Source organism: Salmonella sp. A7 (assembly GCF_020181675.1).
GTDB lineage: Bacteria > Pseudomonadota > Gammaproteobacteria > Enterobacterales > Enterobacteriaceae > Salmonella > Salmonella enterica.
The window spans coordinates 4,239,358-4,261,072 of sequence record NZ_CP084001.1; the positions used below are offsets into that span (position 1 = coordinate 4,239,358).

5 protein-coding genes are annotated in these 21,715 nt (G+C 45.6%); all 5 read right to left on the bottom strand.

Annotated features, from left to right (window positions below; all coding sequences use genetic code 11):
* Window positions 1-11 precede the first annotated feature (11 nt).
* The 5 genes from siiE to siiA are packed head-to-tail and all read right to left on the bottom strand — an operon-like array spanning window position 12 to window position 21,314.
* Window positions 12-16,697 carry a non-fimbrial adhesin SiiE gene (gene siiE, locus LCS67_RS20655; RefSeq protein WP_100521820.1) on the bottom strand — a complete coding sequence of 5,562 codons (16,686 nt, stop codon included), beginning with the start codon at window positions 16,695-16,697 and terminating at the stop codon, window positions 12-14.
* 16 nt (window positions 16,698-16,713) lie between these two features.
* Window positions 16,714-17,991: an SPI-4 type I secretion system protein SiiD gene (siiD, locus tag LCS67_RS20660; protein WP_001081935.1), complete on the bottom strand. Its 1,278-nt coding sequence runs from the start codon at window positions 17,989-17,991 to the stop codon at window positions 16,714-16,716.
* On the bottom strand, window positions 17,988-19,307 hold the full coding sequence (siiC, locus tag LCS67_RS20665; RefSeq protein ID WP_001670706.1) for an SPI-4 type I secretion system protein SiiC: 1,320 nt from the start codon (window positions 19,305-19,307) through the stop codon (window positions 17,988-17,990). Before siiC ends, siiD begins: the two co-directional genes overlap by 4 nt.
* Window positions 19,297-20,685, bottom strand: a complete 1,389-nt coding sequence (locus LCS67_RS20670; protein ID WP_023228454.1) for a MotA/TolQ/ExbB proton channel family protein — start codon at window positions 20,683-20,685, stop codon at window positions 19,297-19,299. The genes siiC and LCS67_RS20670 overlap by 11 nt, the downstream gene beginning before the upstream one ends.
* The gene (siiA, locus tag LCS67_RS20675) at window positions 20,682-21,314 is read right to left on the bottom strand and encodes an SPI-4 type I secretion system auxiliary protein SiiA (RefSeq protein ID WP_000389239.1); all 633 of its coding nucleotides are present in this window, start codon (window positions 21,312-21,314) and stop codon (window positions 20,682-20,684) included. The genes LCS67_RS20670 and siiA overlap by 4 nt, the downstream gene beginning before the upstream one ends.
* Window positions 21,315-21,715: the final 401 nt, after the last annotated feature.

Sequence of the window (21,715 nt, forward strand, 5' to 3'; positions counted from 1 at the left end):
GGTCTCCGTTATTATGCGTGTTCTTCTTGATTATCTACAGGTAACGTAACTTCATTAACGGCGAAAACTTCAATAGCGCCGTTATTGTTGTGCCCTACAGAACTCGTTGAAGGGGAATCATTAATATCATCCTCGGTCTTTCCTCTTGCATTCATTGCGTTCACAATATCCGCCGAGGAGTGATCGACTGAGAATGTTTTCTCCTTAATCAGGAAATCATCGTCCTTATCAAGGAATTTCACGTCCATAGTATATTCACCATCTTCCAAAGATAGCGGAACTTCGAATATTGCTTTCTGGTTAGTTATCGGCAGAGTAAACTCTTCTCCTTCAAACATAACACTGACATTAACAATATTCTCAGGTACTGATATTTCAAAAGAAGGTGTCTGACTAATTGAACGATCTATTTCATCCCCAGAGTCAGCGTTTAACAATGTAATACTATAGGCTGTCTCCTTCACCACGCTTTCTTCCGCCGCAGACGGCACTGTACGAAGATGCGTAGCGCTTTCGGCATTCACTGTTTCAGACTCCGGTGGAGTAACCGCTGTTGCCGTGGCGTCATCGCTCGCATCGTCATGCTGGCTATCCGCTGTTACCGTCACCGTTGAGTCAACCGTCACCTCCAGCGAAGCAGATTGCAGTGAGTTCCCCGCGCGATCCACCACCGTCACGCTCAGCGTGTAGGTACCATCATTCCAGGCGGCTGGCGGCGTGAAGGTCCAGCCATCCGCGCCTTGCGTCGCCTGATAGATGTCTGTCACGCCATTATGCGTCACGTTTACGGTCACCCCGGTCACGTCAGCATCAATATGCTGCAGCGTGAACTTAGGCTGGGTGTGATTGTGATTCGTCACGTTATCGCTGTCTGAAGCGCCATTGCCTTCACCTGCTGCCAGCGCAATCTCCGGCACGGTCAGCGTACTGTCGATCGTAACGGTAATGGGTAACGAGTTTTTCTGATTACCCGCGGCATCGCTTGCGATTACCGATACCGTATAGGAACCATCAGCTAACGGTGTACCTGGCGTAAAGAACCAAACGCCATCGGCATTTTTTTCAGCATTATATACGGTCCCATTGATATCGACCTGAACGACCACAACATCGCTTTCCAGATTCCCGATAATAAAGGTAGGCTGATTATCTCGCGTAATATTATCGCCCACCGTACCACTGTCTGAGTCTGGAGATAATGAAATAACAGGAGTCTCTTTCATGATATCGAGAGGGACATCATCACTCCGGTTACCAATCGCATCCACACTCGTAATGGTAAACTTCCCTTCCGATGGATACGGGATCGCCATACTCCATTTACCATTATCAGGAACGGTTAACGTATAAGTATTCCCATTACTATCGGTTATTATTAGCTGAGATTTGGCTTCCGCCGTTCCCTGCATAATAATTAGATCGTTGACAATATCTGAATAAGTTACGACCGGAGCGTTTGGCGGCGTTCGATCAATAAATATTTCATGTACTTCTTCCTTACGGTTGCCTGCGTTATCCTCAATACTCAAAGTGATATCGTATTTCCCTTCCGGAAGTTGATCGGTCGATAACTCCCACTGCCCATTAGCCGCAACGACAGCGGTTGCCAGCGTGACCCCTGCCACGATTAATGATACCGTAGCGCCAATTTCCCCCATACCTCTCATGGTAATAGTGGAGCTATTACTCCACCAGTCCGTTTTCGATGATGATTTATTGTCATCAAGCTCGCTAGTAAATACCTGGATATGCGTATCGACCCAAATGGAATACTTTTCCTGATTTACGTTACCAGCACGGTCCGTAGATTTAACAGTGATATCCAGCTGGCCTTCTGTGAAATAAAGCGGGTTCACCGGCATCTGCCAGTGGCCTTTGTCATTAACCCAAACTTCCCCCACATTTAAGCCATTAATGATGATTTCTATTTTGCTATTGGGCTCGGCACTGCCACTAAACAATAAGTTACGTGTCGTGTCCGTTATATATATTTTGCCATCACTACCGGTCATCTCTGCTAACGTTTGTCCACCGATAGAATCAATGGCGACAGGCGTCGTATTAAAGGTATCGATAGTAAAGTTTAGCGTTTTCGAGGTAGCCGTGTTGCCTGCTTTATCGGTGATAACATAATAAATGCTATGGGAACCATCGCCCAACGGTGACTCAGGTCGATAAACTTGATTTCTGTCCGTCACCGTGATCGTATCGACTAACACCCCATCAATGAAAATCTGAACACTCTGGTTCATTTCTCCATAAATACTAAACGCAGGCCGGGTTTGACTCGTTATACTATCATTACTGAAAATACCGTTATCAGAACCTGCCATCATAACAGGATTATCGATAAACGTACTGGTATCTATCGTGACGAGTAAGCGAGGCGATTCTGCCGTATTACCTGCCGGGTCTTCGGCAACCACTCGGATAGAATATTCACCATCTTTTAACGCATTATCAAACTGATAGGACCAGGTTCCATCTTCAAGCACAAGAACATTTGCCACGATCTTTTCATCCACATAAATATGGATTGTGGCTCCCGCTTCTGCGGTGCCAACTAACACAGGCTTGTTGTGACTAGTAATCAGATCGTCAAGTGAACCAGAGTTGCTCGCATCTTCAAGGTTGAGCGTTGGGAAGTCGGTTGATGAATCGACATCCACGCTATAATCCTTGCTCACTTCAGTGTTGCCAGCAACGTCAGTAATGCTGAAATGAATATTAAACGTACCATCATCTTGCAGCAGTATCGGCGCGCGCCATGTGCCATCAGCCTCAACCATAACAACGTTGACTAATTTACCATCGACAAAGATGCTGACCTGAGAACCTGCCTCCCCGACACCTGAGACTGACAACGCCCGGTTATTAGAGAGGGCCGGTAATGAATCTTCATCAATGTCAAAGACAGCAATTTGAGAATCGATTGTCACGGTTGTAATCGCAGACTCAACCCGGTTACCAGCAGTATCCGTAGCAACAAATTGCACCTGATACTCGCCGTCGGCGCTATTTGCCGGCATGGTATAGCTAATATTACCTGACGAACTCGCCTCTACTGTGCCTTGTAACACACCATTAATATAAACCTGTACCGTCGCGCCGGGATCGGTCATGGCAACCAGTACCGGAGACTTATTATTGGTAATCAGATCATATTTATCACCGCTATTAGTATCCCGACTTAATGAAATATCGCTGATTTCAATCTGCGTATCATGTTCTATCAGGATATCTTTTTGTTGGCTGTTGCCCGCTTTATCTTCCGATACCACGACAAAGGCATTACTACCTTCACGCAGATCTAATTCTGCGCTCCATCGACCATCATTGCCTACCACCAGGGTAGCAATAACCACCCCCTGTGGATTCCTGATGGTTAAAGTACTTCCGGCTTCGGCAGTACCATCGATGGTGACATGAGATTTATTGGTGATCCAGTCGCCAACTTTGCCACTGTCATCAGCTTCGCGTAATACCACGGTTAACGGCGAAATTACCGTATCCAGTATCACATTCTGCGGACCAAACTCTCTGATATTGCCGGCAACATCTTCAACTTTAAACGTTAATACATAATTACCGTCATTACCCAAAGCAGGTAATACTACGCCCCAGTGTCCTGCGCCTGTCGTATAAGCAATCGCTTTTTCAACGCCATTCACAAAGATAGTGATTTTGCTGTTTGGCTCACTGGTGCCGCCAATCTCCGGCGTCACCGTATTGATATATCCGCCCTCATGCATTCCAGATATATTCCATACCAGTTCAGCAACCTCGGTATCGATAGTGACATCAACGGCGGTGGAACGCAGTTCGCTATTATCGCGAGGGTTGACGATACCCACCTGGACGACATAATGGCCATCTTTCATTTCCGATAACTGGAAAGTATATCGACCCGCTGTATCCGCTGTCGCCTCGCCGACCTTCACGCCATCCACATAAATACTCACAATCGCATTAGGTAACGTGTTCCCAACCAGGGTCGGCGTTTTATTATTCGTGGTAAAGTCTCCTAAGGCACCACTATCGCTCTCCTCGCTGAGCTTTATGGTTGGAGGCGTGACATCAATAACAGGTATTACGACAGGAAAGTCGACCTGCGACGATTCATTACCCGCTTTATCTTTGGCAACAATGCTCACAACATAGGAGCCTGGCGCTAATACTGATGGCGGCGTCCAACTCCATTCGCCATTCGCATTGGCGTTTGCCGAGCCGACCACTTTCCCATCCCACTGAATCATAATCGTCGAGAACGCTTCGGCTAGCCCTTTGAACTCAGGACGCAGGCTGGTTGCTTCATACTGATCATCAATAGATGGATCCGAAAGGCGAATGGTAGGATCGATCGTAACCGTATCGATAGTGAATCTTTCCTGCGTTTGCGCAGTATTTCCCGCGACATCTGTTGCGACGACGTTGATGGTATACATGCCATCCGGCAGTATATTCGGCGTCACACTCCAGTTGCCATCGGCGCCAACCGTAATCGTGTGTTTTAGAACCTCCCGACCTGACTTATCATCAACAATGGTAATCACCAGTTTCGCATTAGGCTCCGCAGTACCTTCGAATTTGGGATTTTGCTTATTCGTAAGGTTATCGCTATTGGAGCTGCCGGTATCAGACGCTGGCTCCATTCTGACACTGACGCTTGTCGTGGTATCAATGGTAAAGGGCAGCTTAGTTTCAGAAGTATTTCCGGCAATATCTCTGAAGACAACAACGGCTTCATATACGCCATCGTTTAACGCAACGGGAACCTGAAATTCCCAGAGGTTATTGCCATTTGCCGTAACCGGATAAGAAACGCCGTTAATTCTGATTACAACAGTATCAATATCGGCGGGTACATTGCCAATAACGAAACGTGGTTTAGTGACACTCGTAATATTATCAACAGCGCTTTCGCCAGTATCATCCGCATCCAGCAAATCAATACTGGGATCAGAAACAATAGTGTCTATTGTGAATGATACCTCTTTGCTAATTTTATTACCTGCGATATCTTCAGCCACTATTTCTATTTTGTAAGTTCCATCCACTAACGGTGTATCAGGGGTAAACAGCCATTTATTACCTGCCCCCTGAGTCAGTGTGCTGGATTTCCCGTTTAAAATTACCGTCACGCTCTGCAGCGGTTCTCTGGCTGAAATTTCAAAACGTGGAGAGGTAATATTCGTAATACCATCCGTAGAATCCTTTCCGGCGTCGTCCAGCATCACGACGCTCAGGCCGTCAATCTGCGTATCCACGGTGAAGCCCAGCGTGGAATTTGCCGTATTTCCTGCCCGATCCGTCGCCTGGACATGGAGAGTATAATGACCATCAGGCAATGCGCTACCTGCAGTAAATTCCCACTGCCCGGCCGCATTTTTACTGATAGGCGTCCAGTTTACGCCATCGAAAGAAACCAGCACCGATGTCACATCATCAGGCGTTGCAATTTCAAAAGAGGGACGGGTAGCATTGGTGACATTATCGTGATCGTTGACGCCGCTATCTGTTGTTAACGTAACACTGTCAATCTGAACCTGCGTGTCGATTTCAATCTGCAGTTCGGCCGATGTTTTGGTATTACCAGCAATATCCGTTACGGTAACAGAGATCGTATGCTGACCGTCAGACAGCGGTTGATCCGGCGTAAAGGTTAAATTCCCCCCTGTGTTTTCAATGGTGTAATCCCGACCATCAATATGAACCACAATGTGTGATACATCATTATCGACATTACCGATAATAAACACCGGTTTGTTAATCCTGGTAAGATTATCATTAGTATCATCACCAGTATCATGGGTGGGATCGAGTACAATTGTCGGCTCTCGCAGAGTCGTATCAATCGTAAACTGCAGCGTTTCTTGCGCAACGTTGCCAGCGATATCAGTCACATCAACCAAGAGAGTGTGTTTCCCATCAGGTAATGCCGAACCGACATTAAATATCCAGCGGCCATCCCCTCCTTTTGTGAGTTCAATCCAATTAGCGGCGTTATCGATTTTAACGCGCACATGGGTAATATCATCAGCGGTAACAATACTAAACTGCGGCTTGTCGACTTTGGTAATGTTATCTACATCGCTATCACCGCTATCTGTAACCAACGTGACGCTTTCAATTTCAGCCGTCGTATCTATCACAACAGGTAATGGTTTCGATGTCGCGGTATTTCCGGCCTTATCTTCAACCGTAACGGTAATATTATAAGAACCATCCGGAATGGCATTGCCTGGTGTAAATTGCCAACCAGCCCCAACCTTAGTCGCGTTATAATCATGACCATCAATCGTCACCACGACTTTAATAACATCGGGGTCAACATTACCAATCGTAAAGGTGGGTCGTGAAATATTAGTGATATTATCGGCTGTATTCGCTCCGGTATCTTGTCCTGCGTCTAAAGCAATAGTCGGAACCTGTATATTAGTATCGATATTAAATACTAAATCTTTATTCGCAATATTACCTGCCTCATCCGTGGCCTCTACGCGAAGGGTATATGTGCCGTCAACCAGAGTATTCGGGCTGTCAAAAATCCACTGTCCGTCGGCATTTTTGCGTATCACATTCCAGTTAGCGCCACCATCCAGGGTTACGCGTACCTGGATGACATCACCGGGAACGTCAATTCTGAATGACGGTTTGGCAACATTCGTTAATTGATCATTCTGCACGCCAGTATCATTAAGCAATACGATATTGTTAATGGTTGTCGTGGTATCAATACGCACCTCTAACGGCGCAGATTCTTTTACATTCCCCGCCAGATCTTCCACCACAACGGCTAACTGATATGAGCCATCAGCCCAGCTCGCAGAAGGCGTAAAGCGCCATTGACCATTGGTGAATACCGCCGCTTCCTCGTGCGTTTTACCGTTGTAAGTTACTTTGACCATCACGCGCGTAACGTCAGAATCAACCTGGCGTATGTCGAACACCGGCCGATCGTGATTGGTGAGGCGATCGCCAACAGTACCGCTATCTTCGCCAGCTGCCAGTTCAATCACCGGCGTAGTCAACGTACCGTCTATCGTCACCTTTAAAGGCGCGGATGTTTGCTGGTTGCCTGCCACATCTGTTACCGTCACGGTGAATGTGTAGCTACCGTCCGCCAAAGCAGAATCCGGTCGATAACGCCAGCCGTCGGCTGATTCGGTGAGTACCACCGTTTTAAACGTGCCGTTATGCTCAATACTCAATTCCACGTGTCGAACATCTTTATCGATACTCCCCAACACAAATATCGGCTGAGTGACACTGGTCAGATTATCGTTCTTATTCTGTCCGGTATCCTGATCGGGCGCTAGCTCAATGGTTGGCGTCAACAACGTGATGTCGATAGTGAAATCGAGCGTCCCCGTCATCTTATTACCCGCACCGTCAGTCACTTCCACGATCAGGGTATGCTGTCCCTCTGGCATATCCGTCGGCCAGGTGTAATCCCAAATGCCAGCCGTCGAACTCTTGATTGCAGTAACCCAGGTCGTGCCGCCGTCAATACTCAGAAGAACCTTTTCCACATCATCCGGTACCGAGATCTGGAACTGCGGACGCACATGTTTTGTGATATTATCGCTAGGGACGCCGCTATCGTTGACTAATTCAATATGATCAATGGCTATTTGCGTATCCACTGTCACCGTCAGCGGCGTAGACGGACGCGTATTTCCCGCCCGATCCTCCACTGTCACCGTCAGCGTATAATCACCGTCGCCCCACGGTGCTGGCGGTGTAAAGCTCCATCCTCCAGCCCCCTGTGTCGCAGTAAACGAGGTTGTCGTTCCATTATGCGTGACGCTGACTGTAACGTTGATAACATCCGAATCGATATTCTGCAGAATAAAGGTCGGTCGGGTGCGATTGGTCATATCATCGCCAGGCGTACCGGTATCATCCGTGCTATCCAGCGCAATGGTCGGCGTCGACAACCGGGTGTCGATGAAAAATTCAAGCGTTTGCGTCGCCGTATTGCCCGCTCTGTCGGTGACCATGACGGTTAGGGTGTGTTTTCCATCGCCCATATCCGTTGGCCAGGTATAGCCCCAGACGCCTTCGATACCCTGCGCCGCGCTCACCCAGTTTGCGCCGCCATCAATGCTCAGTTGCACAGAATTCACATCCGCCGGCACCGTGATCTCAAACTGCGGACGGGTACTGTTAGTTAGATTGTCATCAGGCACGCCATGATCATTGACCAATGTAATATCGGTAATACTGGTTTGCGTATCTACCGTCACTATCAGCGGCGTGGACTGGCGGACATTCCCCGCGTTATCCTGGACTTCTACCGTTAGCGTATAGCTACCGTCCGCCCAGTCAGCATCTGGCGTAAAGCGCCACTGTCCTCCAACCTGGGTTAGTGTCACTTCCTGGCTATTGCCGCCCTGTGTGATCCGCAAAATGACCGAGTGCGCATCGGCGTCAATATTGCCAATGGTAAAGCCCGGTCTTTTGACGCTCGTAATATGATCGCCAATGGCACCTGTATCGTCCCTGCTATCCATAGTGATGGTAGGCGTTGACAGCCGGGTATCAATGGTAAAATCGAGCGTCTGCGTCGTCTTATTTCCCGCCTTATCGGTCGCTTCTACCGTCAGGGTATGTAGCCCGTCGGTCACATCTTTCGGCCAGGTGTAATCCCAGATCCCTGCCGTGCCCTGTGTTGCACGAACCCACGTATTACCGCCGTCGATACTCAGACGTACCTCGTTGACATCCCCTGGCACCGTGACGCGGAAGTGTGGACGAACGTCATTGGTCAGGTTGTCGCCGGGAATACCGTTATCATTAACCAGTTCAATAACATCGATGGTGATTTGGGTATCAACCGTGACCGTCAGCGGCGCCGAGTATTTTACGTTACCCGCTTCATCCTCCACCCTCACCGTCAGCGTATAGTCGCCATCTGCCCATGTGCCGGTCGGTGTCACGCTCCAGATGCCGGTCGCGCCTTTGGTGGCCGTCAGCACTTCTTTCGTGCTGCCATGCTGCACCTCAACCGTGACATACCGCGCGTCTGCGTCAATATTACCCAGTAAAAACGTCGGCTTATTCGCGTTGGTCAGGTTATCGCCTTTTGTTCCGCTGTCGTCCGTGCTGTCCAGCACGATAGTCGGTTCTGACAGTAGGGTATCGATGATGAAGTCCAGTTTCTGCGTCGTCTGGTTTCCCGCCTTGTCGGTCGCCTCCACTGTCAGGGTATGCTTCCCCTCTCCCACATCAACCAGCCAGGTATAATCCCAGACGCCCGGCGTCGCGCTCTGGGTAGCGTTGAACCATGTCTTGCCGCCGTCAATGCTCAGGCGCACCTCGTTAACATCCGTCGGTACCTTCACCTGGAACTGCGGACGCACGTTATTAGTCAGATTATCGTCGGGAATACCGCTGTCATTGACCAGTTCAATGTTATTAATGGCGATTTGCGTGTCCACCGTCACCGTCAGCGATGCAGAATGGCTGGTGTTCCCCGCTTTATCTTCGACTGACACACTCAGGGTATAATCGCCCGCCCCCCATGATGTCGGCGGCGTAAAGGTCCATCCGCCTACACCTTTCGTGGCGTCAAATGTGGTGGTGACGCCGCCATGCTCCACGCTGACCGTAACGCGAACGGCATCATCATCAATATGTTGCAGGTTAAATGTCGGCTGGGTGCGATTAGTCATGTTATCGCCCTGGATGCCGGTGTCGTCCGCGCTATCCAGTACGATGACCGGCGTCGACAGCGTGGTATCAATAGTGAAGTGGAGTGTCTCCGTCACCGTATTACCCGCATTGTCAGTCGCTTTCACATTCAGCGTATAGTCGCCATCCGGCACGGTGCCCGGCCAGGTATAATTCCAGACGCCCGGCGTCGCGCTCTGTGTCGCCTTAACCCAGGTCACGCCACCGTCAATGCTCAGACTGACTTCGTTAACGTCCCCCGGTACCGTCACGCGGAACTGCGGATGGGCGTCGTTAGTCATATTGTCGCCGGGAATACCGTTATCATTAACCAGTTCAATAGCATCAATGGTGATTTGGGTATCAACAGTGACCGTCAGCGACGCTGAGTGTTTTTCGTTCCCCGCCTCATCTTCCACCCTCACCGTCAGCGTATAGTCGCCATCTGCCCATGTGCCGGTCGGTGTTACGCTCCAGTTGCCGGTCGCGTCTTTGGTGGCCGTCAGCACTTCTTTCGTGCCGCCATGCTGCACCTCAACCGTGACATACCGCGCGTCTGCGTCAATATTGCCCAGTAAAAACGTCGGCTTATTTACGTTGGTCAGGTTATCGCCTTTTGTTCCGCTGTCGTCCGTGTTGTCCAGCACGATAGTCGGTTCTGACAGTAGGGTATCGATGATGAAGTCCAGTTGCTGCGTCGTTTTGTTTCCCGCCTTGTCGGTCGCCTCCACTGTCAGGGTATGCTTCCCCTCACCCACATCAGCCAGCCAGGTATAATCCCAGACGCCCGGCGTCGCGCTCTGGGTAGCGTTGAACCACGTCTTGCCGCCGTCAATGCTCAGACGCACCACGTTGACATCCGTCGGTACCGTCACCTGGAAGTGCGGACGCACGTTATTAGTCAGATTATCGTCGGGAATACCGCTGTCATTGACCAGTTCAATATGGTCAATGGCGATTTGCGTATCGATGGTAACCGTCAACGGCGCTGAGTGGCGAATATTACCCGCCTCATCTTTCACCGTTACCGTCAGCGTATAGTCGCCATCAGTCCACGCGCTGCCGGGTACAAAACGCCACTGCCCGTTAGTCTGCGTCAGCTCCACCTCCTCGCTGTGACCATCGCGCATCACCTGCACGACGACCTGAGTCACGTCAGAATCAATACCGCCGATAATAAAACCCGGTGTTTTAACGTTAGTCTTATTATCGTTGGCGGTGCCGCTATCATCTGCGCTATCCAGCGTGATGGTCGGTGTCGACAATGTGGTATCAATGATAAAATTGAGCGTTTCCGTCGCCGTGTTGCCTGCAACATCGGTTGCTTTCACTGTCAGGGTATACGTATTTTCGACCAGATCTGTCGGCCATATATACTCCCAAACGCCGTCGGGCGTCAGCGTTGCGTTAACCCAGTTGATGCCGCCATCAAGACTCAGTTGCACAGAGTTCACGTCCGTCGGTACCGTAATATGAAACTGTGGACGTGCTTCATTGGTCAGGTTATCCCCGACAATACCCGTGTCATTAAGAAGTTCAATGCGATCAATAGACGTTTGCGTATCGATAGTCACCGTCAGCGGCGCAGAATAATTTGTATTACCCGCCTTATCTTCTACCTTTACCGTCAGCGTATAGTCGCCATCGGTCCAGGCTGCGCCCGGCGTAAAGCGCCACACACCGCCGTTCTTAATCAACTCTATCTGTTGGTTCTTACCATCATGCGCCACCGTCACCACCACTTTGGTCACGTCGGCGTCGATATTACCGAGGGTAAAGCCTGGCATCTTAACGTTGGTGATGTTATCGCCAGCGGCGCTGTCATCCGCACTGTCCAGGGTAATCGTCGGTTCTGACAGCATGGTATCGATGATGAAGTCCAGTTTCTGCGTCGTTTTGTTTCCCGCCTTGTCGGACGCTTCCACCATCAGGGTGTGAGGGCCGTTAGCCACATTCGTCAGCCAGGTATAATCCCAGACGCCCGACGTCGCGCTCTGCGTGGCGTCAAACCACGTTTTGCCGCCATCAATACTCAGTCTTACACCGTTAACATCCGCCGGTACTGTCACCTGAAAGTGCGGGCGCGCTTCATTGGTCAGATTATCGCCGGGGATACCGCTGTCGTTAACCAGTTCAATACGGTCAATGGCGATATGCGTGTCCACTGTCACCGTCAACGGCGCGGACTGCTTCACATTTCCGGCCCTATCTTCTACCTTCACCGTCAGGATATAGTCGCCGTCCGCCCAGTCGCTGGTCGGCGCAAAGCGCCACTGTCCGCCGGTCTGAACCAGTGGCACCTCCTGTTTAATGCCATTGTGCATTACCTCCACTGTTACCCGGCTGACATCGGTATCAATATTGTTGAGGGTAAAGCCCGGCGTTTTAACATTGGTGATATTATCGCCCGCGATGCCGCTGTCATCTGCGCTGTCCAGCGAGAGGGTCGGCACAGACAGAGTGGTATCGATGGTGAAATCGAGCGTCTGTGTTGTCTTATTTCCCGCCTCATCGGTCGCTTCTACCGTCAGGGTATAGCCTCCGTCGGCCACATCATCCGGCCAGATATAATCCCAGACGCCCGGCGTCGCGTTCTGGGTAGCGTTGAACCACGTCTTGCCGCCGTCAATGCTCAGGCGCACCACGTTGACATCCGTCGGTACCGTCACCTGGAAGTGCGGACGCACGTTATTAGTCAGATTATCGTTGGGAATACCGCTGTCATTGACCAGTTCAATGTTATTAATGGCGATTTGCGTGTCCACCGTCACCGTCAGCGATGACGAATGGCTGGTGTTCCCCGCTTTATCTTCGACTGACACACTCAGGGTATAATCACCATCCGCCCACGCCCCTGTCGGCGTAAAGCTCCATCCGCCTGTGCCTTTCGTGGCGTCAAATGTGGTGGTGACGCCGCCATGCTCCACGCTGACCGTAACGCGAACGGCATCATCATCAATATGCTGCAGGGCAAATGTCGGCTGGGTGCTATTCGTCATGTTATCGCCCTGGACACCGGTATCGTCCGCGCTATTCAGTACGATGACCGGCACTGACAGCGTGGTATCCACCGCGAAATCGATGGTCTTCGTCACTGTATTGCCTGCTTTATCAGTCGCTTCCACCGTTAGCGTGTATTGACCATCTGCCAGGTCTGTCGGCCAGATATACTCCCAGCTTCCTGCCACGCCCGGAGTTGCCTGAACCCACGAATTACCACCGTCAATGCTCAGACGGACTTCATTGACATCCGTCGGTACCGTCACACGAAAGTGGGGACGGTCGTCGTTGGTCATATTATCGCCTTTCACGCCGCTATCGTTGACCAGTTCCACCCCATCAATGGCGATTTGGGTATCGATAACGACCGTCAGCGGTGCTGAGTAGTTGGTATTTCCTGCCTTATCTTCTACTTTCACCGTTAACGTGTAGCTGCCATCCGCCCACGTATTCCCTGGTGTAAATAACCAACTACCATTGAGGTGAGAAAGTTCGATCTCTTCGCTCACGCCATTGTGCATCACCTGTACGACGACCCGATGCGCATCGGCATCAACACCGGAAATAGCAAAACCTGGCTTATTGATGTTGGTCAGGTTATCGCCTGTAACCCCCGTATCATCCTTAGAAAGCAGGGAAATCACCGGCGTTGATACTGTGGTATCGATAGTAAAATCGAATACCGCGCTGTTCGCTTTATTACCCGCAATGTCCTCAACCTTGACATAAACCTGATGCAAGCCTTCCGTTAAATCTGAAGTAAAGGTATAGGCCCATGAACCATCAGGTTGTTGCGTGGCAACACCGATCTGCGTATCAGACGCGGCATCCCATACCTGAACACTGATAATGTCCGGATCAATATCTTTTAGGTGCAAGGTAGGTTTAACGATATTCGTTAAATTATCATCTGAAATTCCCGAATCTGAATCCGGGCTCAATGAAACTATCGGTATTGAAATAGCAGTATCGACGCTAATTAAGAAAGGATCCGAATGGGCAATGTTGCCAGCGATATCTTCAACTGAAGCAGTTATTCTATGATCGCCATCAACCAAACCTTGATCGGCTTTCAGAGTATACTCCCATCTGCCATCTTTATTTGTTCTGACCTCAGCGATCAGTGCACCATCAATATAGAGTTTAACCGTTGAATAGGGTGCAGCGGTTCCTGTCAGTGCAGGATTCTTTTCATTAATAATATGGTCTGTATTATCAACCCCCGTATCGTTGACCAACTCTATTGTTGGTTTTTGCGTTTGCGTTACGATTTGGAAATTATACGCTGATGAGGAGGCAGTATTACCGGCAATATCTTCTACCTTTACCGTTACGTCATGCGAGCCATCGGATAACGCTGTGGTAAATTGAAAATTCCATACACCATCATCGCCAGCAATAGCCTCGCCACTTAACACACCGTCGACATAGATGGAAACCTTAGCATTAGCTTCAGCCATCCCGGTAAACAACGGCGTATTAATTTTAGTAATCATATCGCCTTTAACGCCAGAATCAGCGCTATCATGCAACATAACAGTAGGGATCGGCGTAAAGCTATCAATGGTAAGCTGATAATCTACAGATGACGTTCTTCCTAAAGGATCGATGGATTCAACCGTAATCTTATAAACATTGTCAGACAGATTTCGGGAAATATCAAAATTCCAGTTACCGTCTGCATCCGCAGTCGTCACGCCTATCGTTTTACCATCGATAAGGATATTTACGGTAGCAAACCTATCCGCTGTTCCCAGTAATGTCAGAGCATTATGTTTATTGGTAATCCAGTCGCCTTTTGCACCGGAATCATCACTGGCATCGAGTTCCGCTTTTGGAGGTACAACTTCAGTTTGAATAGTAAAAGAATATTTAACAGTAGAGGATTTATTACCGGCGGCATCCTGAGAAATGATTTCAATATCATAGGCGCCCTGAAGAAATTTATTACTAAACTGATAATTCCAGGTCCCGTTTGAGTCAACCTCAATGCTGTCATATAATTTGCCATCTCGCATCAATAAGATGGTAGACTTTGGCTCTGCCGTACCGACTAAAGCCGGTAAATCATTCCCTGATAAAATTATACCATTCGGTAAAACAACAAAATCCTCCAAAGAAACCGTCGGAGGTACAGGGGCAACAGTATCGATAACGTAACTAAAGGAAAAATCCTTTTTGTTGCCAGCGACATCTTCAACAGTGAACGTAAGATTGTTAATCCCTTCCACTGAGTCGGAAGTGAAATTGAACGTCCATTCGCCCTTGTCATTCGCTTTAAAAATAACCTCTTCGCCAGTCTCACTATTTATGACACTGATAATAGCATTTGGCTCAGTTTTACCTGTAAAGGTTGGGCGAGTATTGTTAGTAACGTTATCTCCGACAATACCGCTATCATTCGTCGTTTCAATCTCAGCGCTGAAATAGCTGATACGTGTATCAATAGTAAAAGGCAGATTTGCCGTCGCTGAGGTATGTCCGGCAATATCAGTAGCTGTTGCTGTTATATTGTATTCGCCATCCTTGAGCGGCGTAGTAAGCGTATAGCTCCATGTCCCATCTTTAGCAACAATGACCTCACCAAGATGTTTAAGTCCAAGATAAATAGAGACTGTAGAACCGGGTTCCGCCACACCAATAAATGTTGGCAGGGTGCTATTTGTAATGCTGTCATTTTTAATGCCGGAATCACTACTATCATCCAGCTCAATCGTCGGCTTTTCCGGAGCAATGGTGTCGGTTATGATACTATCCGTCGTTTCGTTTTTATTACCTGCTTTATCTACGGCAACGACTTTTATACTATTTTCGCCCTCAGATAATTCATTATCTTTAAATTCATAACTCCAGTTTCCATCTTTATCGACATCAACGCTGGCAACCAGTTTATTATCTACATAAATGTCAACCTTGGCATTCTCTTCCGCCGTACCAACAATTGAAGGCGTCAAGGTCGGCGTTAAGCCCTTATGACCAGACACACTACTTTCAGGCGAAAGTTCAAATGTTGGCTTATCGGTAACGGAATCGATAGTAATGACAAGTTTGGCGCTACCGCTCCCATCAGCAGTCTTGGCCTCTGCCTCCAGATTGTATGTTCCATCAGTCAATGTTTCAGGCGCAGTGAAGGTGAAGTTACCCAAACTATCCGCTACAGCCTGACCGACAGCAATACCATTAATTTTAATAATGACCGTGGCATTGGGAGCAGTGCTACCTACAAACTGAGGTTTGGTAAAATTAGTTATACTATCATCTTTGCTACCGCTGTTACTCTCGGCCGCAAGCGCTAATGTGACTTTAAGCGGCTCTTTAACAGACTCGGCATCGAGCTTATTTTCCTCATTTTTACTGCTATTACTTTTGCCAGTGCTGGTATTTTTATTAATAGGTTGAGGAAGAACTTTTTCAGCATCGTTCTGTTTAGAAGCCTGCGTTGCTTTAGCCTGTGTATTTTGCTGGGAAGCATCGCTTTGCTGAGCCAGATTGTCTTTTGCTACATTGTCAGCCAAAAAGTTCTGCAGCATTTCTTCAATTTGCTTTGACGAGTTCTGTACTTCAAACGCTTCATTGAGCGCTTTTTCTGCAGCCTCCTTAGCTTTCTCAGCTTCTTCCTTCGCCTTATCAGCTTCTTTCTTTGCGTTTTCAGCCTCGTCAAGCTGCTTTTTTAATTCCTCTTCTTCCTTCTTATTTCGTCGTTTGCCATTACCTTTCTTTTCTACCTGAGCAGAATCAACCAATGAGCTGTCAATTCTCTCTAGTTGAATATCTTTTAAATCTACGCTGCCCAGAATTTTAGCGCCAGTAATAGTCTTATCTTTAAATTTAACAGCGAGGTTATTGCCTTTGATACTTGAATAAAGAGCGCCATTGACAATGATCACTGACCCATGCGGCGTGGTAATGTTCATGTCTGGCCCGGAAAGAGAAACTTTTGCGCCTTTGGCATTACCCAAAGAAGATAAATCAATTACAGAATTTTGATCGGCAAAAAACTTTTGTATGCTTTTATTTCCCATAATATTATATTCACTCTCAAGGTGTATCTAATCGTTTAGTATTAACTGGTTCTGAAAAGGCTTTGTCCACGCCTTTCATCAAGGGAGATAACAGGTATTCCATAATGCTGTGTTTTCCGGTAATTACACTGGCGTCAACAGTCATACCTGGTTTTAACCACCGTAAATCATCTTCATTAACATCGAATGCAATAATTACTTTATAATAACGCTGAATTGTTCCTCCGGTATTTTCCTCATAGGAATCAGGGCTAATATTATCGATAGTCGCATTATACGATTTTATCTTTGGTTGGATAATTGACTGCACATCCAGTTTAACGGCTTCATCTACATATATTTGGTCACGGTATTTGGGTAATATTTTCACATCGGCCAGCATAGTCCTTACTTTTGGTTTTATTTCAAAAAGTAAGTCCGCCGCCTGAATCACACCACCATGAGTAGTGGCACTTTTATTGATTTTATAAATTACACCGTCAACCGGTGAATAGATATCCTCCTCATTTATCTGCTTCTCTATTACTTTTAATGTAGAGTTAACAACCTCAAGTTCCTGAAGATTTTTAGATATTATTTTAGATAAAGATAGTCGCAATTCATTATTAAGCGCCTCAATATCATTAACAACCAACTCAATATCATCTTTTTTTAAAGTGATGCTACTTTCAATATCATTAATTTCAGACTTAACTTTTATATACGCCTGTTTCTTGTTAAGAAAATTGGTATATGGGCTAATTCCTTTTTTTACCAGTGGGGAAAGAATATTTATTTCTTCGGCAAGCAATGCGAGTTCTTTTTCTTTCGAACTCAGCTTCTCTTGTAATCCGCTAATCTCAGAATCAAGAGAGGTTTTTTTTAACTCTTTAGCTCTTATCTGACTATGCACTAATTCAATATTCGCTTTTACCTCTTTATTACTTAAAGAACGGGTGCCATCCAGGGTAATCAATCCACTCTCATTTTCTTTATCAAGAATGAAAGATATTTCGTTAACATCTTTATCCAGATACCCTTTTTGAGTTCTATACCTTTGATATTCTTTTTGCAGATCAAGGTTAACGACCTTTGCAAGGAGTTCTCCTTTTTTTACAGTATCACCCTCGGCCACATAAATATCTTGTATCGTCCCTCCTTTAGAAAGAGATATTAACTGAGCATTATCTTTAGTGGTGATAACGCCCTGACCATGAACCACTGAATTAATTTCTATAAAGTAGGTAAGGATAATAATTAAGATCGTCAAAGAAATAATTATCATCATGAGATGATCGCTTTGTCTTCTATTCATTTCATTACATTTAACTCACTTTCAGTATTTCCTTTTAAATAATCCATTAAATGAAAAATCAATGAGAGTTGCTGTAACTTTAAAATATACAGGCTATATTTGCTGTCGATCATGCTTACATATGCCTGAAATGCTTCATTACGGCTTGAAATTAAATCAAGCAAACTTTTTTGCCCTAACTGAAACTCCTGCTCATATAATTCAGTAAGCTGTAACGCGTTTGTATGTGAACGTTCCGCCACTGAGTAAGTCTCTTTTGCAGCGGCGTATCTTGAAAGTTGTGAATCAATGTTATAACGCGTTTTAATCAAAAAATCGTCAATTTGCAGCTTAGCCTGCGAGTAACTTGCCACCATTTTTCTTTCCTGGGCTGAATTTCTGAACCCATTAAAAATGTTGAAACTGACATTGATACCTGTTTTAAATTCATCTTCATAATCACTTTTTTTGGCACTACCGCTCGGGTTATTCTGTACATAGCTGGAAACGAGATCTACAGTCGGAAAATAGGATGATTTTGCGGCATTAATATCTTCGGTCGCGGCTTTTCGGGTATTGACAAGCATCTTATAGTCATCGTTGTATTTCATCACCATGTCCATAAGTTTTTCAGGACTTTCGACAAAGATATATTTTTTGAAGAGGTTGAATTTTTCATCGCTTTGAATCTGATCTGGTGACAAATTCAGACCAGTCATATTCTGCATTTTATACATTTCATCATCCAACATCGACTGATACATAATGCTTCTGGTATTTAATGCATCGATAGATACTTGTACTTTACGCATATCAGATTGCATAGCTACACCGGAAGATACCAGCAGCGAAAAAGTTTCCAGCATCTTTTTATAAAACTCTTTCTCCAGATTTACGCCATCAATCATTTCACGATATTTACTGATGTTGTAATAGGTTGTCACAACCTCCTGAGACACTATATTCTTTGTTTTTTCATAGTCAGTTTTACTATTATCTCTTTCATATTCAGATTTCCTGATATTAGCCCCCCTCACTCCAAAATCCGTTATTCGGTATGATAAGGACACCTTATTTTCAACGTTTCTCTCGGTACCTGACGACTCCTTCCTGTTATTATTAAGGCCAGATGTTAGATCCAGGGTAGGATAAAGTGCTGCCCGTGAAAGATCTAAGTCACTGTTTTTCTTTTCAGTCTCATAATATGAAACAGCAACAGAGGGCTGATGCGTTAATGCGGCATTAACTAAATCTCTTAGAGGAATGACCGGAAGCTCGCTGGCGTATGTACTTTGTGTAATAAAAGCAGTCGTCAGAAAAAACATCTTAATCTTCATTTTTTTCCTCCTTGTTTAACAAACGTTGCTTTACTATTTCCTGGTGCATAGATGTTATTTTTTCCATTAATGGCATATAGGTATCACGGTAGCTAACCATTTCAGCACTAATCTCTTTAGTATTGGCAATAATCTTTTTATCAGTAGCCGATAGATCGGATAGCGCTAAATGAACATTGTTCATATCCTCATCCATTTCTGTTCTCAGCCCATCGAGAGTATGAGAAATATCGGCACTGCCAGCGGCAATATCGTTTATGGTCTTACCATGTGAAAGAGATTCCTGATAACATTTATCAACTGATGCTATTATTGAATCATTCTTTTTGTCTATAATATTTTGTATTGTACTCATTGCCTCCAGTCGTGCATTATTATCAGCAAGCAGGATATTACCTTCAGATAAACGAGAGGTAATTGTTATTACACCGTCAGATAATTTTTTGAGATTTTCGTTACTGCTTACCAGATAACCATCAATCAGCGTAGAAAGTTGTTCCAGTTTTGCTGAGTTATCCAATAGTCGGTTTTGCAAAGTGACAAAGCTATCTGATAGCATCACTCGTTTCTTTTCTTCATCCTGCGTCCGTAAGTTTTCAACTGTCAGGTAGTTATCAAAAAACGCTTTAAACAACTCTTTAAATTCTACAAGCGTCTCTGATTCAACCCGCAGGCTTCGTTGTTTATTATTGGATCTGTTGCTTATGATTTTTAATTTTTTGATTTCCGTAGAAACAAGGGAATAGGAGCTGCGAACAAAAACACTTTGTGAGGTCAGGAGTATGGCGCAAACAACACCATAGATAGAAGATACAAATGCGGTATTCATCCCTTTCAATGGTTCAGAAAGCGACGCTACCATTGTCACGATCATATTGAGTGTATTACTTGCATTATCACCGCCAACATCTGATGGCGAGCTCAATAAATTCCCGATTGAACCAATCGTAATAGACAGACCCGCAAACGTCCCCAACAGGCCAACAAGCGTCGACACATTGCTACAACTCATAATAAATGACAATCGTTGGTTACGGGCGGTAGACACATTGTCATCTAATTCCATCAGCAAATTGAAATCACACTGTTTGGGTTCTCCGGAAAACAAAATCTGATTGAGGTTAGAAAGAATACTATTTTTTCTGCTGGCGTCCTGAGCTATTAATATGTCTTTTGCTGAAATATTTTTAAAAATAGTGAATAATGCACACAAAGAGCCTGTAATATAAATGGCAATAATGACTCCATTGTAAATTGCAGAAACCATAAAGTTATCAAAAACATACTCTCTTATACCGGGAAAAGATAAAGCGGAAAAAGGGAGTATGGCAAGGAAAAAACAGACAAACAAATAGCGGTAATGATTTATATATTTCACTCTGACACCTTTTTATTAATAGTCGTGATAATAGCTTTACTCATTGTACTTGATGCTGCGGAGTTAACACTCATGTCAATAACTACATCAGGATATATCTTCTTAATCTCTTTCATTAAAATAATTCCCCGTTCATATCCCAGTCGTAAAGAGTCAGAGAAAGAGATGTCTGCCTGAGGAATAACCATTTCTATCAATAAATTACTATTGATTTTGTCTTCTAACCAAGCCTTTATTTTATGAGTGTCCTCTTCTGAAAAGCTTCTCAGCCTGCCATGATACGTAATAACAAGCTCATTTTTTGTAGATGTTATATCAATTTTCTGACCATCGGCGATATCGTATACTCCAACCTCCTTACCTGACATTGTAGTCATTCCGTCCGACACATCTTGAGTATTCACTTCCTTATTAACTATTTCATTAGGATTTGAATTGTCATTGGCTCCGCTATTTTGAGCAGTAGATTTAGTCTTATTCTCTATATTTGCTTTATAAACTTTAATTGAGTTGTCATACATAATAATCATATTATTAAGTGCAAACACCAACATAAGAAATATAAAAATGCACAATACCGTAGAGAATGTATCAACAAAACTAGGCCACGGATTACTTTCGTCTTCCATGTTGTCTCCTGATATTACATTGTGAATAAAATGTTTTTGTGGATTAGAAAGGATAAAGGATGCTCAACTTATTCAGAAAGTGAACGCTACCGCCCTTGGCTTCCTGCTACCAATACGCTTTATAGATTTCAGTTTTCCTACATCTCGTAATCAGAAAAATAAAAACAATGACGCCATTTTTATGCGCCCACAACAAAGATGAGTGCTTTAATTAAAAACACTCTTTATTTTTTAATTAGGTAGACATCAATTATTGCACTAACTATATCTTCCCCAATAATAGGTATCGCATAAGCTCTCAGCTCATAAATAAAAAATAGTCATCAGCAAATTAAAACCACTCGCCGATAAATAGATTTGTTAGCTAATCATTGAAACTCTAAATCATTTTAAGGACATAT

Excerpts from the sequence above, each read along its gene's own strand:
- siiE (WP_100521820.1), bottom strand. The coding sequence starts at position 16,697 with ATGGGAAATAAAAGCATACAAAAGTTTTTTGCCGATCAAAATTCTGTA.
- siiD (WP_001081935.1), bottom strand. The coding sequence starts at position 17,991 with ATGAATAGAAGACAAAGCGATCATCTCATGATGATAATTATTTCTTTG.
- siiC (WP_001670706.1), bottom strand. The coding sequence starts at position 19,307 with ATGAAGATTAAGATGTTTTTTCTGACGACTGCTTTTATTACACAAAGT.
- siiA (WP_000389239.1), bottom strand. The coding sequence starts at position 21,314 with ATGGAAGACGAAAGTAATCCGTGGCCTAGTTTTGTTGATACATTCTCT.